This window comes from Streptomyces sp. NPDC059008, from assembly GCF_042749045.1.
Classification (GTDB): Bacteria; Actinomycetota; Actinomycetes; order Streptomycetales; family Streptomycetaceae; genus Streptomyces.
Window position 1 is genome coordinate 520,105 of the sequence record NZ_JBHYJC010000001.1, and the last position, 14,749, is coordinate 534,853.

Here is a 14,749-nt window from a genome sequence, read left to right on the forward strand (position 1 = left end):
GGTACGTCGGGATGGCGCGGGGCGGTCAGCTGTCCTTGTCCGGGAGTGCGACCGCCCCGCGAAGAACCAGGGGTCAGACGGTGGCGATGACCAGCGCGGCGACCAGCAGCCACAGGAGGTGCCAGCTCTGATCGAGGTGGAATGCTCCGGTGCCGGGGCCCGTGGTGTCCGCCTCCTCGCCAGGCCGGCGCACGACGGTCACGTACTCGGGGTATCCGGCGCGGCCCAGCGCCTTGGCCAGCCAAAGGAGCGTGCTGCGCCGGTCCGCCCAGTAGTGGGAGGCGGCGTCCACGGTCATGCCGATGGCGATGCCGGTCAGGGTGAGATGCAGGTGGAGCAGCGTGGCGACGACGGCCAGGGCGACGGCTTTCGTCAGGGTGAGCGTGGCGACGTGGCGGGCGCAGGCCAGGCGACCGGCCCAGCCCTCGTCACCCTTGGTGGACGCTTGGCAGGACGACTGCACCCAGTGGTCTCCCAGAACGTGCGCGACGTACAGGGCGATGAAGACGGCGGCGAAGAGGGCAGCGTGCACGGTGGCGGACTCCTGTCCGAAGAGAAAGGGGGTGGGCGGCGCGGTGCGGGTGCTAGCTGATCTGGACGTAGCCGCTGGTCACGCGGCGGCGGACGTTCAGGTGCGAGGCGCCCGTGATGCGCGCGCAGCCCGAGGTGGCGCTGACCGTGAGACGGCCGGTGGCCTGCGCCGTCGCGGCCATCCGGACGTTGCCGGACGTGAGGTTCAGCCGGGCGGCGTGGCCGCTGTAGGCGCCGATTCCGAGATTGCCGGAGGTGAGGTTGGCGTCCAGCGGGCCGGTGACCTCGTTGACGATGACGCTGCCGCTGGTGGCTGTGACGTCCAGATCGCCAACGCGGTCAGCGACCAGGGACCCGGAGGTGCCGTCGTACTCCAGCCGGGCGAGCGTGCCCGTGACGACAGTGTCGGCGGAGTGCGTGCTGATCAGCGCCACGGACCTGGCAGGCAGGTGGACTTCGGCGGTGATCGGGGTGACCGCGTCGCCGGCCGGGCCGGTGGCGGTGACCTCGCGGCCGTTGACGAAGACCTTGCCGCCCCCGTTACCGGAGACGTAGACGTTGCCGCCCACGATCTGCACTCCGCTACCGCCGGAGAACGTCATGGTGCTGCCGCCCATGCGGATGGTGGTGCTGCCGCTCATGCCGCCGGCCGCGTCCGGGACGCGGACCCTGAGGTTCTGCCCTGTGAGGCTGACGGCGGTGTCGCGGATCGCATCGGCGGACGGGCCCGAGGTGGCCTCGGTCTTCAGCACCACCCGCGCCTGCTTCAGCGCCGGGTCGACGACGACGCGGATGCTGCCCGCGTTCATCGTCAGGTCCAGGGCAATCGGGCCGATGGCGTTCACGGGGATCGTGCGCTCGGTCATGGAAGAACTCCTGACTACGTCGGGATAGAGAGACCGGGCGCGGCGGGCTGTCCTTGTCCGGGAGTGCCGCCGCGCCGGGTGCGAGGGCCGGAACCGCAAGAAGCGGTCGGCCAAGTGCCCCGGCAGGGAGTCGAACCCTGCCCACGACCATCGGGGCGGGTGATGCGGTGTCTCCTTCGGGAGCGCGCTCCCGTTTCAGGCGTATGGAGACGTGACCTTTCGGTCTAAGCCCTCCGGTGAATGACAAGGCGCCGGGCCGCCTCCCCCCGTCCGCTGCGGGGCTCCTGGGTGGTGGTGCACCTGGGCGCCGGTAAAGGCGTCCAGGCAGGCAATGCACGGGGCAGATGGCCCCTGAACTCCTTCACTCATGTACTTATGTGCAGGAGTTGCTGCCATGAGAATGCCCAACTCCTTTACATGAGTCAACCCGCCGCGAGGGCTTTCTTCGCGACGGGCTGGAGGAGTTGAGTCGGCGTCAGTCTCCCGCAGGGATGCGGTAGTCGAGAACGAACTGGTCAGCGGCCATGACGGTGTCGCAGACCTCGACCACCCGGCCGTCCTCGCTCTCCGCGTTCCGGATCAGGTGGATCACGGGTGAGCCGGGGCTCAGGCTCAGGGCACCGGTCTCCTGCTTCGTGGCGAGTCGGGCGCGCACGGTCTCCGTGAACTCCTTCAGCATGTGCCCGTTCTCCTCCAGGCGCGCGTAGATGCCACCGCCTCCAGGGTTCTCCGCGAGCAGCTCGGGGATGTCCTCGGCGATGTCCCACGGGAGGTACGACGTCGCTTCCTCCGTCGGCGTCCCGTTGCTGAAGTACAGACGCCGACGCGCCAGCACCTTCGTGCCGGTGGTGACGCCCAGGCGCTCCGCGATCTCCTCGGGCGCCTCGGTGGGACCGACGTACAGCACCGTCACGCCTGCAGTCTTCCCGGCCTGCTCGGACTCCGCGAGGTAGGCCGCCTTGCCGGCCTTGCGGTGGGACCGGCGGAAGCGGTCGGACGACTTACGGCGTACCGGCGGCTGGCTCTTCACGAACGAGCCCTTGCCGTGGTGGGTGTCAATCAAGCCGGTGGGCCGGAGCTCCGCCACGGCCTTGCGCGCCGTGCCCTGGGACACGGAGTAGCGGGCCATGAGTTCCGACTCGCTGGGAACCTTGGCTCCTGCGGGAAGGACTCCGGACCTGATCTGCTGAGCCAGGTCTTCCGCGATCTGTAGGTACCGTGGCTGACCTGAGTCTCTAGAGGCTGCTGTGCCCATGTCCTTCAGTCCTCCTATGCTCCTGTACATGAGTAACGCTAACCGGGAAGGCCGGTCAATGTCGCTTCACTCGGTTTCGGTGGCTGGAGTCGTGGTCCGCGAAGACGGCCGCGTTCTCGTGATCAAGCGTGCGGACAACGGCGCCTGGGAAGCTCCGGGCGGCGTCCTTGAACTGGACGAAAGGCCCGAGGAAGGCGCCTGCCGAGAGGTCCTGGAAGAGACCGGAATCAAGGTCGAGACGGAGCGCCTGACCGGCGTCTACAAGAACATGAAGCGCGGCGTCGTCGCCCTGGTCTTCCGTTGTCGACCTGCGGGCGGCGAGGAGCGTACGTCGGACGAGTCCGTTGACGTGCGCTGGTTCACCCGCGAAGAGGTTGAGCGCCACATGGTGGAGGCTTACGCGGTGCGGGTTCTTGATGCGCTCGATGCCATGGGCGCGCAGGTGCGCGCCCATGATGGCTGTCGGCTGCTGTCCCAGGGGTATCCGTCAGCTTGACGTCGGAGATCGGCGGGTCGACCAAGGACATGACTGATCAGGTCCACAGCTCGCCCCGGCTGCCAAGCGGCGTACGGGCGGCCTCCGACCATGCTCGACCAGACTGGGCAGGGCATCGGCCGGACCCGCTCCGCAGCGAAAGATGCGAAACAGGTTGCGGTCGCCTAAAGAAGCGGTAGATAGTATCTATTCTCCGCTGCTTTGGACGGTGAGATGATGCTGCGCGGACATGCTATGTCCTCTGACGTCGCTGTGACCATCAACGACTTTACCCCGATCGTCAGAGAGCTTCGCAGGCAAGGGTGGAACGGAATTCAGGGCCACTCCGAAGAGAGCACCCAAAAGCTTGCGCGTTCTGGGGGAGTAGACGTGGCCAGGCTCGGTAGCATCAGGAGAGAGGGGATATTCTCCCCCTTGGGGGTTTCGGAAGTCTTCTTTCGAGGTGGCGACATCTACTACGTGCAGATCGTCTCTCGCCGAATGCCGCGGTTGCGGTTCGATGACACCGAAGAGCTCTACTTTACCTTGGCGGGAATGCGGAGGACTATTCACGAGAAGAAGATTCTGCAAATCGGGATCGTTTCTGCCCAGAATGACTCGATCGAAGAAAAATTGAAGAACCTCGTGAATGACGTCGAGACTGCAATTTCGGCTACAGTCGACGGTCGTAGAGTGCGCCATTTCTCCTATGATTGGCGCGCTCGTCAGGCGCCGCGGAGTCGCATTGAGGTAATTAAGAAGCGGTTTGATGAGGAAGGAATTGACCTCAGCGTAGCCGAAGCGGAACTGGATCCCGTCAGGCTCGCGGCAGCCCTTATCCTTGAGAATGACTCAAATAGATCACTGCTTCTGGAGCTCAAAACGGCTGGATTTGCTCGGGAGACCGACATCCTTGCTCGCAGAGGAGCCAAGGCGGAGGAAACCAAAGAGGCCCTTGAGGTCCTCAAGTCAGGCGGGCTTGTGAAGTCTGAGCACCTTCTGCAGTGCAGGAAGACGAACTCGATGCTGATCCGAGTTAGCTCGGTCGAAGCGCTGGACGTTGAATCCGTTTCTGGGCTCACATGTGCGAGCTGTTCGCGAAAGTTCAAGGACGAGCTCGTCATTCAGGGGCATTCCGTTTCTTCGCTCGGCCGAGAATTGAGCAACAGTAGTAATTGGATGACCTACTGGGTGACCGATAAACTCGTGAGCGTCGGAGTTCCTTTGAGTTCCATCTACTGGAACCTGGAGGAATCTGGTGAGGAAGTCGACATTATTGTGGACTTCATGGGTGAGCTCTGGCTGATCGAGCTTAAGGATCGCGAATTTGGGGCTGGGGACGCTCATCCCTTTAATTATAGAACCGTGCGATATGGGTCTGATCGGTCCTTCATCATCTCCACTGACAAGGTTTCTCCGGATGCCAAAAAGGTCTTCAATGAACTCAATCGCACGGCGCGGCCGAGTCATGGGCACCTAGTGAATGGTCCGCAATACATTGAAGGACTGTCTAGCGTTTCTGTCGTATTCGGTGAAGAGGTGAATCGAACAGCCTCTGAGCGTGCCCATTCTTATCTAGAAGTGCCACAACTGCTGACGGGATATGAGCTAAAAGGCGTGCTTCAGTAGGAAACAGCAAGTGCGGTCAGCATCCATACTGCCCGTGACCTTTACTCCCACCGGGCAACGCGCAGCTTACGGCCCTGAGAGCCGTCTATCTGCCGAGGTGGTCCGACTGACATCAGTCTCTGACATCAACGTTGGCGTACGTCGGGCGACGAGCGCATAGGGGAAGGCGGCGAACGGTGGGCTGCAGAAGGTGCGGCGCACCCTGTGGGATGCATGTGCACCCGCCTACGGATCAGAAGGTTGCAGGTTCGAATCCTGCCGAGCGCACAGCAGGTCAAAGCCCCCGCCGGGATCTCCCGGAGGGGGCTTTGACGTGCCGTACAGCAGCGAAGTACAGCAACCAGTTCAGCCGGTGCCACCCATCGCCTCGGAGAGCTGGCCCAGGGCCGAGCGCACCTCTTCGTCACTCGCCTCGGCGTAGACCTCCATCGTCATCGCGATCTGTGAGTGCCGCAGGATGCGCTGAGCAACCTTGGGGTGGACCTTCAGGGCGACCAGCAGCGAGCTGCAGGTGTGCCGGGTGTTCCGCAGCGGGATGACCCGGAGGCCGGCGTACGGCGCGAGGTCTGGGAAGAGACGGGCATCCACGTCGAGGTGGACGAGCTCACTGGGGTCTACAAGAACACGGCCCGAGGCATCGTGGCCCTGGTCTTCCGCTGCAAGCCGGTCGGTGGCGAGGAACGCACCTCCAGCGAGTCGACGGCGGTCACCTGGCTCACGCCCGACGAGGTGGCCGAGTCCATGTCCGAGGTCTACGCGATCCGGTTCCTCGATGCCCTAGATGGGGCCGGCCCTCACGTGCGGAGCCATGACGGCAAGCGGCTGACGCCGGCGCGATAGAACTTTCCCTACTTCATCAAGGCTCGCTGCGCTCGCTTCCAGGCCCCGCGGTAGGGGCAGTTCAGGAGCACACCACACGTTGACGCAGGAGCGTTAACGTTCCCGGCCTCCCTGGAACTGCAAGCAGTCAGGTCAGAGATCAGAGGTGCCGCGCACGCGCGGCGGCGCCGGCCGTCGCCGCCGCGCCACCCTCCTTGCCTTCGTCACCGGGCCGCGCGCCGTCGCTGTCCGCGCCCAAAAGGGGGCGAAAGACCAGGCCGGGGGTGGGGACGGTCGGCTCCACGGCTTTAGCCACCTCCCCGGTTCGGGGCCCGCGTCGAGCAAGACCAGGGAGCCACCTGTTCAAATTCCGGGCAGCTCACAAACCTGCCCGAGTTGCCGGCCAGCGTACGGCCCCCTGATCATGCTCGACCCCAACCGGGCAGGACATCGGCCAAACCCGCTCCGCCGACCTTCGCAAAAGCCTCCTCGTAACCGCGCTGCTTGGATATTCTTCTTCCCATGCCTTGGGATGAGCGACACTCTTTCCGAGATTGCCCATGGTGCGGTCTCACCAATACGCGACTGACGATGATCACCGCTGATCAATTAGTGGTCGACAAATGGGGTCAGCGAAAATTCTGGGCGACTCTCGGGTGCCCAGCCTGCGGTAATGCCGTAATGGTACGCCACGGCGCGCCTGACTCTGATGACATCAGGGCGTATGAGGTTGTCCCAACTGCCAAGCATGCCGAGACGGACATCAAACACCTGCCAGATGACGTGTCTCGCTACTACAAAGATGCTCTACGGGTCCTCCGTGTTGGCGTACCGGATGCCGCAGCAGTACAGCTCAGACGAACTCTAGAAGCTGCCGCCGCTCATTATGAGATCAAAGAGAAGATCCTCATGAGGAGCATCGATAAACTGATCGCCGATGGTCACGTCACACAGTCATTCGCCCCACTCCTTCACCACATCCGATCTATTGGGAATGTAGGCGCACACGCCAGCGATGAACGGGTAGATCAGGAAGCAGCAGAGCGGGCGCTTCGCTTCACGACTCAGCTCCTCCGAAACCTGTTCGAAATTCCAGGCGAACTCGAAGAACTAGCGACTGACGGAAAATCAACGGCGACAAATTCCACCCGAACACAATAGAAGTAGCCCCCCTTGTAGTTCCAGATGGCGGCCCTTCCCTCCTGTGAGGGCTGGGCCGCATCACATTTAGGCGCGTAGCGCGCACGATGATTTGTCACTATGCCGGCGAACCACTAGCCCCTTCGGCGGGCAAACTCCACAAGGCTCTCACTCGCAGTCAACACCTGAGGAGAAAGCTCAAGATCACGGAGCTGCGGACGTGAAATCCCCAATTTTGCAAATTCTGCAAGGTCCAATAGGTACATACTGTTGCGCAGCTCTACACAGCCAATGTATTGCAGAAAGTCGAGTGCCGTGCGAGCTCGCCGGTTCTCCCCGATGACCAGATTGTCCACAAGTGGCTGGTAGAGAGCAGCCTCCCCCTTCTTCGCATCCTTAAAGCGCAGCACAATTCGCCGCATCTCCAGATAGAGAGCCCACGCCTCGCGGGCGCTTGATCGAAGAACGGTCGGATCTACCTTCTTCTGATACTGGGTCCAGGGATACGACAAATCTTCACACAGGACGTGAAGGCGTGTGGATTCAACGCGAATCCGAACATTGTCGCTGATGAGATTAGACACATTGAGCAAAACCGGAGCCTCGCCCTCATCCCCTGCTCCAAATACTTGTACGTCTTTAGCCGCTACCAGCAAGTCTTGACAGGAAATATAAACGCTCGGCCCGAACTTGAAGGAGTTACCTTCACCGCCAAGCATTACGTCGGGAACTTCATAGATTTCAGCATGACTCAACTCCCGCGGAAACGTCAGACTTAGGTTCCCTTCGAACGAGGCAAAAGTGAGCGGCCTCGTAGCCAGTTGGGTCTCCTCTCCCCTCTTCGAGAGGACGGCATAGGTGGCATAGATCCTGTTGCTTTTTCTCCCAGCTGTGAAATACAGGATGTCGTCCGCAACACACATTGACTTAAAAGACTCATAGAGAGCGCCGAAAAGCTCGGAATGACAGGTGGAAACAGATCCTCCTTTGACCTGAGTCAGGGCATGCGTGAAGTAAGCGAACATCGGCGAATGCTTCCATTCTGCGGAAAGGAGTCGATTGCGAATGGATACACCGGAATCGCCTGACATGGTGGCGCTTGCGAGCGAGCGCGCCGTAACATAATCACGGAAGATCACGTTGAACCAACCGGATTCTCGCAAGAAAGGATGGTTCGCCAACTGGCTATGGACAGCAGATTCGTACGGCTCCCGCAAGCGCTCGGGCAAGTGGGCCGGAAGATCTACTGGCACTGAGACCCTCTCGACATAGTCGAGAAGCCGCGCACATTGCTCTTCAGGAGTGTACAAAGTCAACGACAAGCGGCGGGCGCCGAAAGACTCAAACTCGGAGGTCTTGGTGAATTGAGTCACGAATTTTTCCTGCTCGCGAATCAGCAGGTGGTCAATAACTTGGGCAACCAAGTGCCAGTGAGCCGTTCCCTCTGCCGCGTCAGAGGATGAGAACTCGCGGTGGAGGGTCGTGAAGTTATCCACTGCCAGAAACTCTGCAGCCACATCCAGCACCGGAGCGTAGCCGAGAAAGTCACGAACTGCCGAGTCATTCCAGATATCGGAGCTACCACTTGAAATCACTGACGATAGGCGGATAAAAAGAGCGTCGCGGGCCTTCTCGAACGGTGCAACATAGCGGTGGTGAATGGCCTCCTTACTTGATGCTGCATAAACCTCCACCATTCGATCGTTAAGATAGGTTTCAGCCTGGGTACGCCCGAAGGGGAGGATCTCGAAGTGCGAATATTGAATCCTCCGTTCATTGAAGAGATCCGTTAGAGACCTAGCACTCTCGGCGCGAGACAGCATGATCATCGCTGGCCGGCCTGACATATCGGCTGCCGTTTCTGCCACGCCGTGGAGAAATGCATGGAAGTTCGCCTGCCCTGAGCGAATCTCGGCTTCGTCGAGAGCGTCAATGATCAGTGTCGCACGCCCCGCTTTCATCTCTTCAACGAAGCGGCCAGATGCGCCTGCGCCCATCGACTTCCAAAGAGCACCTTCCAGTGTGTTGCTGCCTACGTGGAGTGTTGACAGATCAAGGACAGGTGCTTTAAGCGTGAGACTAAGGTATCTCGCCGCCGTGGTTTTTCCTACAGATGCCGGGGCGGTAATCAGAATCAGCGAAGGGGTCAGTGGGTCGCTGGCTCGCACTGTTCGCACTTCAGGAACTACATAATTACCCTGAGGCGTGCACTCTTCGCGAACGCCCTGCGCGTCTGAAATGAGGCCCACCCAAGATTCTTGCACTCCGCACAGTTGCGCGAGATCGCTGAGAAGCACGTTTGCCCCCACCCCGAAGATTATCTGAACTTACACACTTAACACAGTGGCCCTTCCCCTGTCTCGCGATTCGCTTTTTTGATCAGTGCTCAACGTCAGCAGGGTGCCTCTCGCCGGCTTGTCATGCCAGGCTCGCGCCTGAACGTGCGGGGGGCGCGTGGGGCCCGTGGGCCCCCAGGCGTGCCCCCATGCACCAATTTGGGCCGCCGCGCCTCTTTACATTCGGCAAGGAACTGTGCCATGACGCCGGAAAATCTGGTGTGGAATGGTGTCGGTTTTGTTGGTGCCCCATGCATCGGGGGCCGTGGTTCGTGTACGTGGTGGCTGAGCGTAAGGAGGCTGCGGGGCAGGGCGCAGATGGAGTGACGCTGGGGTTCCCCTGTTGTCCTACGTGTCGCTGCTAGCCGAAGGCCGCCGCCGGCAGCTGAGTGTCCACTTCGCCTCCCTCGCACGCGGGAGGATCTGTTGGCGGGAGGCGGTGACCGCGGCTGATCGCTACGCGACGCACGTCACGCAAAGCCCCGGCCATGTCCATCACCAGCAGCCGTAGCTCGTTCGGGGATAGAAAGCCGCCGCCGCTGTCCTCGGTGCTCAAGTAGCAGGGCCTGCCGTCGGGGCTTGACCACGGGAGTAGCCGCAGTTCGTTGTGGGGCGTCATTGTCCGCTCGTCCTCTCATGGGGCATGTGGTGGGTGGTGAAGAGTGCGTCGGCGCGATCTCCGGGAAGCAGCAGGAGCGCGGCCTCGACCACGCGTCCCATGGGGTCGGACACCACTCGCGCCGACGGCCTTCATGTCCGCGCGGAACGGGGAGCCAACGGGCTGCTCGTGTGCCGACGAACGGACAACGCGTACGCGCTGCCGAGGGGTGGCGACATATGTGCCAGGGCCAGCGCGACAAGCAGGGAGATTGGGAAAGCCGGACCGAGGCGAAGGTGCCGGCACCTGCCGAGATCGCGTCGAGCCTCGGTATCGACGAGGGCGACCTGTACGTCCGCACCGTGTACGAGTTCCTCGCCGACCGCAAGCCGGTGCAGCTGTCGACGAGTTGGGACCCGTACGACCTCACGGCCGGCACGCTCGTCGTCCTCCCGGAGGGTGGGCCGCACGCCGGGGTGGTTGTGGTGAACCGCATGGCCCAGATCGGCATCACCGTCAGCCACGCTGTGGAGCAGCCGGAGCCGCGGCAAGCCAATGCCGAGGAGGCGTCACTCCTCGGCATCCAAAAGGCCAGCCTCGTCACGCACATTCGGCGGACGTACTACAGCGACCAGGGGCGGCCCGTGGAGACGGCGAACATCGTCGTCCCCGCCGCTCTGTGCGAGATCGTCTACGAGATCCCCATTAGCCGTTAGTGGAGCCGGGCGTTCCGACGGGTTCCAATGCATGGCTCACCTATGGGCCTGCCGGCCATGAACGCTGCTGAATGGCACCCTCCAACTCATCCAGCCCACCAGCACACCTGGAAAGGGTGTGGGCGGGCCGCTGCATTATTGCCTCGCCGGAGGGCCCCAGCCTGCGTACGGTCATGCGTTGGGGGATGACGGAGCGGGAGGACGGCACGGGCCGTACCGGAAATTAGGAGGACGGTGAGCAGGAGACGCTACGTTGCCAGGGGTGTACCCGGCGGCTACCGGATCTGGGACAACCGAGGGCGTCGTTGGTGGGGCGACTTCTACGAGTTGTGCCCTGACGATCTCCTTGCCGAGCTCAACGGCCAGGCGAACCAGGCCCGGATCATTGCTCTGATGAGGCGGTACAAAGCTCAGAAGCGGTAGGCGCCGCCGAGGAGTGGATGGTGAGAGCGTGCACCACAAACGCACCAGATCACGCAGGGAACAGCGGGTAAGCACGGTCAAGGCGGCCGAGCCCGACGAAGCCGCGGATCAGTCGATCGCGCGGTTCAGCGCCCGAACGGGCAACAGACGGCTGCAGCCTCCCAAGCTCAGGGCTTGGAGGTCTGCTCCTGTCCTGGGACGATCGTCTAGCCTCGGTGCATGGACCAGGTGGAGAACGGTCGACTGTCGGACGATGAGTTCAAGGAGTTCCTCAGCTTCTTGAAGAGGTTCTGCTCCCACGATCTAGATCAGTGGGAGGCGTGGCAGACCACCACTCCTTACGGTCCGGTCTACGTCAACATGACCAGGAGCCTTCCGCCGGGAACCGACCCGAGCGCCTTCCGCTCGATCTGAAACGGCGACGTGTATGCACACACAGCTTCCAGAGTGTCCGTGCTGCGGTCAGGACTGGGTTCATCCCTACCGGTTCAAGGACGACGGGTCTCTGTTCTCCCTGTGCATTGAATGTGACTCCTTCTGGTGGCCGCATGAGGCCCTGGAGATCTCCAACGCACGCTTCCTTGATGACGTAGTGGCTGCGCGGCTTGGGGTAGGCGGAAACCCCTGGACAACTCGCGTATGGGCCGATGTGATCGAGCCAGTCGGGGCGGTCCGCTGACATCCGCAGCTGACATCAACGTCGGCGAACAGCAGTGGTTCTGAGCGAGCCTGGGCGGCCCTACTGGTCACCCGGGCAGAGGCCGTGGCTGCACTTAGAACGAACTTGTAAGGCGGTGGTCGACCTGTCATGTCAGCCGCAGCCGATCGCAGACCCGGGCGTTGAGGATCATGAACGACCGCCGCTCGATGAAGCGGGAAAGGGCCGGCCGTACGTCGCCATTCACGAGGTCGGCGCCACACATGTATAGCTCGGGTCGGTTGGACAGCAGCTCGAAGTCCCGCATGGCGTCTTCGAAGCGGCACAGCACTCCCGGCTCGGTGGCCGAGTCGATGACGAGGACATGGGTGTGCAAGGCCAGAGGTGTCTGCCGAGCCCACTTCACGACCTCGTCATCCGAGACGCCGTACAGCGCCAGTGAGCGGTGTGGCAGGTCTCGCCAGTCGATCCCGCTGCCTGTCCACGGGAGCATGCTGAGGTACGCATCGAACTGGGCCGACAGGAGCACAGGCTGCGGGGCGGCATCATGCTCCTGGAGCCAGGGCCCGATCTGATCTATGCGCATGCTCAAGAGGCTAGGTCGGCCGAATCACACGGCACCTTCCCTTCCGGTACTGATCAACATCAGCTGCTAGCCCGGTAGCGGGTTGTGGGGCGGTGGTTGCTGTACAGCAGCGGAGTACAGCAACCACCGCAACCCATCACGGCTCTCAATGCGCCCACGAGGCCGTGAAGTGACCGATACGACCTTCGCTGACCGATCTAGTTAGAGCAACGGATCAGAAGGTTGCAGGTTCGAATCCTGCCGAGCGCACAGAGATCGAAGGCCCCCTGGACATCGTCCAGGGGGCCTTCGGCGTCAGTGGGTGGTGTCGGCGTGGGCGCCCGGTGTGCGTCGCGCGGCCGGCGGCCGGCGGTTGGCGGTTGGTGGGCGGCGGTTGGTGGTTGTGGGGAGGTCGTGGAGGGTGGGGTGTCGGGGGGAGTTGGGTGGTGGTCGGGGGTGCGGTGGGGGTGGGGTGGGAAAAACGATTAGGCGTTGGGGCGGGAGTCGCGTAGTGTTCGGGGAACCGACGCGGGGTGGAGCAGCTCGGTAGCTCGCTGGGCTCATAACCCAGAGGTCGCAGGTTCAAATCCTGTCCCCGCTACTGATGCCGTAGGCCCAGTGGATTTGTGTCCACTGGGCCTACGGCTTTTTTGCGTTCAGTCGTGGGTCGGGGGTGGTGGGGAGGTGTAGTGGGCGGCCGGGCCGGTGGGGGTCGGGGTCAGGTGGGGGTGGAGGAGGAGGTCGTCGTCGTAGTCGCCGGTGTTCTGGTGCCGGAAGGGGAGCGGCTCGGCGGTGGGGAGGGTGTGCAGGCGCTCCCGTAGGCGGGCGGCGGCGGTCCCGTAGGCGGTGGGGGTGGCGCGGTCCGCGCCCGGGATCAGGAGGGGCGGGACGACGGAGATCCCCGTGTACCAGAGGGTGCCGTGCTGGAGGGGGAAGAGGAGGTCGTTGAGGTCGCCGTTGACGCCGCGCGGGCCGAGGGTCGCGGCGCGGGCGCCGGCGGTGGTGATGACCATGGCGCGCTTGCCGGTGAGTCTGCCGTCGCCGTAGCGGCGGGGGCGGCCGGTGGCGGCGTCGTGGAGGCCGAAGGCGAAGCCCTTGACGAAGACGCGGTCGAACCAGCCCTTGAGGATGGCCGGCATTCCGTACCACCAGAGGGGGAACTGGACGATCAGGGTGTCCGCCCAGGTGAGTTTGCGCTGTTCGGCGGCGATGTCGGGGCTCAAGTGGCCGTTGGTGTAGGCGCGTTCGGAGGCCTCGCCGACCAGGAGGCGGTCGGACGGGTCGTGGCCGTAGTCGTCGGCGTCGACCACCGGGTTCCACTTCATGGCGTACAGGTCGGAGACGCGGTACTGGTGGCCGTGGGCTTCGAGGGTGCGCAGGCCCTCCGTCTTGAGGGCGCCGCTCAGGGAGCGCTGGTCGGGGTGTGCGAACAGCCAGAGGACCTTCATGGCGTCCACTGTCCGGGGTGGGCGGGACGGCGCACGAGTGGCCGGATGGTCATAGAGTGCAAGGATCGGGCCATGGGCCATGGGCCATGGGCCATGGGCCATGGGGCGTGAGGCGGCGAAGGCGGGCGTGATGGGTGCGGTGGGTGTGATGGGTGTGGTGGAGGGGCGTGGTGGGGGTTCGGGGTGGTCGGCGGGTGGTGAGGGGCGGCGGCACCGGGTGGCCGTGCTGGTGCGGGACGGGATGCTGCCGATCGAGGTGGGGATCGTGCACCGGATCTTCGGGGAGGCCCGGTCGGCCGCCGGGGAGCCGCTGTACGAGCTGGTGACCTGCGCGCTGCGGCCCGGTGAGGTGCGTACCGACACCGACTTCACGGTGAACGTCGCGCACGGTCCCGAGGCGCTGGCGGAGGCCGACACCGTGGTCGTGCCGGCGGCCAACGCGGACTACGACCCGGGGGAGGAGCGGTGTGCCGGGCTGCTGGGCGCGGCGATGGCCGACGCGCTGCGGCGGATCCGGCCCGGCACCCGGGTGGCGTCGATCTGTACGGGGGCGTTCGTGCTGGCCGCGGCCGGGCTGCTGGACGGGCGGCGGGCGACTACGCACTGGCGGTCGGTGGACGACTTCCGACGGCTGTTCCCGGCCGTCGAGCTGGACGCGGATGTGCTGTACACGGACGAAGGGGATGTACTGACCGCGGCCGGGGTCGCGTCGGGGATCGATCTGTGTCTGCACATGGTCCGCTGTGATCACGGTGCGGCGGTGGCCAATGACGTCGCGCGGCGGACGGTCGTGCCGCCGCACCGGGAGGGCGGTCAGGCGCAGTACATCCGGCGGCCGATTCCGGAGCCGCAGGTGTCCTCCACCGGGGCGGCACGGGCCTGGGCGCTGGAGCACCTGGACCGGCCGCTGAGCCTGCGGGAGCTGGCCGCCCGGGAGTCGATGAGCGTACGGACCTTCACCCGGCGCTTCCGGGAGGAGGTCGGGGTCTCGCCGCTGCAGTGGCTGACCCAGCAACGGATCGAACGGGCACGGCAGTTGCTGGAGGAGACGGAGCTGACGGTGGACCGGATCGCGGCGGAGGCGGGTTTCGGGACGGCGGCCTCGCTGCGCGCGCATCTCCAGTCGGCGTTGGGGGTGTCGCCGCGGGCGTATCGGAGCACGTTTCGGGGGGCTGGGGGCGGGGCCGCCGGTAGCGGCAGCGGTGGTGGTGGGCTGGTGGCGTGAGCGTGGGGGGGCCTGGTGCGGTGGGCGGCGCGGGGAGTCCGGGGCCGGGCGGGCGGGGTGTGGTG

The 14,749-nt window shown here is 63.8% G+C and carries 15 protein-coding genes, 1 tRNA gene and 2 pseudogenes; 9 read left to right on the forward strand and 9 right to left on the reverse strand.

Annotation, left to right across the window (positions count from 1 at the left end):
• Positions 1-73 precede the first annotated feature (73 nt).
• The 3 genes from ACFWZH_RS02410 to ACFWZH_RS02420 all read right to left on the reverse strand — a co-directional run bounded on the left by ACFWZH_RS02410 (position 74) and on the right by ACFWZH_RS02420 (position 2,652).
• A complete protein-coding gene (locus ACFWZH_RS02410; protein WP_384424451.1) occupies positions 74-532 on the reverse strand; it encodes a DUF3307 domain-containing protein in 459 nt (152 codons plus the stop codon).
• A gap of 52 nt (positions 533-584) precedes the next feature.
• Entirely contained in the window at positions 585-1,397 is an 813-nt protein-coding gene (locus ACFWZH_RS02415; protein WP_384424453.1) for a DUF4097 family beta strand repeat-containing protein, read from the reverse strand.
• Between the two features lie 475 nt (positions 1,398-1,872).
• The gene (locus ACFWZH_RS02420; RefSeq protein ID WP_384424455.1) at positions 1,873-2,652 is read right to left on the reverse strand and encodes a GntR family transcriptional regulator; all 780 of its coding nucleotides are present in this window, start codon (positions 2,650-2,652) and stop codon (positions 1,873-1,875) included.
• Positions 2,653-2,668: 16 nt separating this feature from the next.
• On the opposite strand from ACFWZH_RS02420, the gene ACFWZH_RS02425 reads away from it, so the two are divergent.
• Complete coding sequence (locus tag ACFWZH_RS02425) at positions 2,669-3,148, forward strand: NUDIX hydrolase (RefSeq protein ID WP_384424457.1); 480 nt, start codon at positions 2,669-2,671, stop codon at positions 3,146-3,148.
• 201 nt (positions 3,149-3,349) lie between these two features.
• On the forward strand, positions 3,350-4,756 hold the full coding sequence (locus ACFWZH_RS02430; protein WP_384424459.1) for a hypothetical protein: 1,407 nt from the start codon (positions 3,350-3,352) through the stop codon (positions 4,754-4,756).
• A 345-nt stretch (positions 4,757-5,101) separates the two neighbouring features.
• Here ACFWZH_RS02430 and ACFWZH_RS02435 read toward each other — a convergent pair whose 3' ends face one another.
• The gene (locus ACFWZH_RS02435) at positions 5,102-5,344 is read right to left on the reverse strand and encodes a hypothetical protein (RefSeq protein WP_384424649.1); all 243 of its coding nucleotides are present in this window, start codon (positions 5,342-5,344) and stop codon (positions 5,102-5,104) included.
• Between ACFWZH_RS02435 and ACFWZH_RS02440 the strand changes: the two genes are divergently transcribed.
• Positions 5,234-5,596: an NUDIX hydrolase gene (locus ACFWZH_RS02440; RefSeq protein WP_384424461.1), complete on the forward strand. Its 363-nt coding sequence runs from the start codon at positions 5,234-5,236 to the stop codon at positions 5,594-5,596. The genes ACFWZH_RS02435 and ACFWZH_RS02440 overlap by 111 nt on opposite strands.
• Before the next feature lie 139 nt (positions 5,597-5,735).
• Here the strand turns inward: ACFWZH_RS02440 and ACFWZH_RS02445 are convergent, their stop codons facing one another.
• The gene (locus ACFWZH_RS02445) at positions 5,736-5,879 is read right to left on the reverse strand and encodes a hypothetical protein (protein ID WP_384424463.1); all 144 of its coding nucleotides are present in this window, start codon (positions 5,877-5,879) and stop codon (positions 5,736-5,738) included.
• A 287-nt stretch (positions 5,880-6,166) separates the two neighbouring features.
• On the opposite strand from ACFWZH_RS02445, the gene ACFWZH_RS02450 reads away from it, so the two are divergent.
• Complete coding sequence (locus ACFWZH_RS02450; protein ID WP_384424465.1) at positions 6,167-6,736, forward strand: DUF4145 domain-containing protein; 570 nt, start codon at positions 6,167-6,169, stop codon at positions 6,734-6,736.
• A 113-nt stretch (positions 6,737-6,849) separates the two neighbouring features.
• On the opposite strand, the gene ACFWZH_RS02455 is transcribed toward ACFWZH_RS02450, so the two are convergent.
• Positions 6,850-9,024, reverse strand: a complete 2,175-nt coding sequence (locus ACFWZH_RS02455) for a hypothetical protein (protein WP_384424467.1) — start codon at positions 9,022-9,024, stop codon at positions 6,850-6,852.
• A gap of 715 nt (positions 9,025-9,739) precedes the next feature.
• A pseudogene (locus ACFWZH_RS02460) lies at positions 9,740-9,907 on the reverse strand (GntR family transcriptional regulator); the annotation flags it as partial.
• A gap of 2 nt (positions 9,908-9,909) precedes the next feature.
• Between ACFWZH_RS02460 and ACFWZH_RS02465 the strand changes: the two are divergent.
• From ACFWZH_RS02465 to ACFWZH_RS02475, 3 genes and pseudogenes are all read left to right on the forward strand, one after another.
• A pseudogene (locus tag ACFWZH_RS02465) lies at positions 9,910-10,365 on the forward strand (UTRA domain-containing protein); the annotation flags it as partial.
• 234 nt (positions 10,366-10,599) lie between these two features.
• Positions 10,600-10,788 (forward strand): hypothetical protein, encoded by a 189-nt coding sequence (locus ACFWZH_RS02470; RefSeq protein ID WP_384424469.1) that lies wholly within the window; start codon positions 10,600-10,602, stop codon positions 10,786-10,788.
• A gap of 219 nt (positions 10,789-11,007) precedes the next feature.
• A complete protein-coding gene (locus tag ACFWZH_RS02475; RefSeq protein ID WP_384424470.1) occupies positions 11,008-11,202 on the forward strand; it encodes a hypothetical protein in 195 nt (64 codons plus the stop codon).
• 392 nt (positions 11,203-11,594) lie between these two features.
• On the opposite strand, the gene ACFWZH_RS02480 is transcribed toward ACFWZH_RS02475, so the two are convergent.
• A complete protein-coding gene (locus tag ACFWZH_RS02480; protein ID WP_384424472.1) occupies positions 11,595-12,032 on the reverse strand; it encodes a hypothetical protein in 438 nt (145 codons plus the stop codon).
• Between the two features lie 506 nt (positions 12,033-12,538).
• Here ACFWZH_RS02480 and ACFWZH_RS02485 point away from each other — a divergent pair.
• Positions 12,539-12,612: transfer RNA gene (locus tag ACFWZH_RS02485), tRNA-Met, on the forward strand.
• A 55-nt stretch (positions 12,613-12,667) separates the two neighbouring features.
• Here the strand turns inward: ACFWZH_RS02485 and ACFWZH_RS02490 are convergent.
• Positions 12,668-13,459, reverse strand: a complete 792-nt coding sequence (locus ACFWZH_RS02490) for an NAD(P)H-dependent oxidoreductase (RefSeq protein WP_384424474.1) — start codon at positions 13,457-13,459, stop codon at positions 12,668-12,670.
• A 148-nt stretch (positions 13,460-13,607) separates the two neighbouring features.
• On the opposite strand from ACFWZH_RS02490, the gene ACFWZH_RS02495 reads away from it, so the two are divergent.
• On the forward strand, positions 13,608-14,684 hold the full coding sequence (locus ACFWZH_RS02495) for a GlxA family transcriptional regulator (protein WP_384424641.1): 1,077 nt from the start codon (positions 13,608-13,610) through the stop codon (positions 14,682-14,684).
• Positions 14,685-14,749 lie beyond the last annotated feature (65 nt).

Excerpts from the sequence above, each read along its gene's own strand:
- ACFWZH_RS02415 (WP_384424453.1), bottom strand. The coding sequence starts at position 1,397 with ATGACCGAGCGCACGATCCCCGTGAACGCCATCGGCCCGATTGCCCTG.
- ACFWZH_RS02420 (WP_384424455.1), bottom strand. The coding sequence starts at position 2,652 with ATGGGCACAGCAGCCTCTAGAGACTCAGGTCAGCCACGGTACCTACAG.
- ACFWZH_RS02425 (WP_384424457.1), top strand. The coding sequence starts at position 2,669 with ATGCTCCTGTACATGAGTAACGCTAACCGGGAAGGCCGGTCAATGTCG.
- ACFWZH_RS02450 (WP_384424465.1), top strand. The coding sequence starts at position 6,167 with ATGATCACCGCTGATCAATTAGTGGTCGACAAATGGGGTCAGCGAAAA.
- ACFWZH_RS02475 (WP_384424470.1), top strand. The coding sequence starts at position 11,008 with ATGGACCAGGTGGAGAACGGTCGACTGTCGGACGATGAGTTCAAGGAG.
- ACFWZH_RS02480 (WP_384424472.1), bottom strand. The coding sequence starts at position 12,032 with ATGCGCATAGATCAGATCGGGCCCTGGCTCCAGGAGCATGATGCCGCC.
- ACFWZH_RS02490 (WP_384424474.1), bottom strand. The coding sequence starts at position 13,459 with ATGAAGGTCCTCTGGCTGTTCGCACACCCCGACCAGCGCTCCCTGAGC.
- ACFWZH_RS02495 (WP_384424641.1), top strand. The coding sequence starts at position 13,608 with ATGGGTGTGGTGGAGGGGCGTGGTGGGGGTTCGGGGTGGTCGGCGGGT.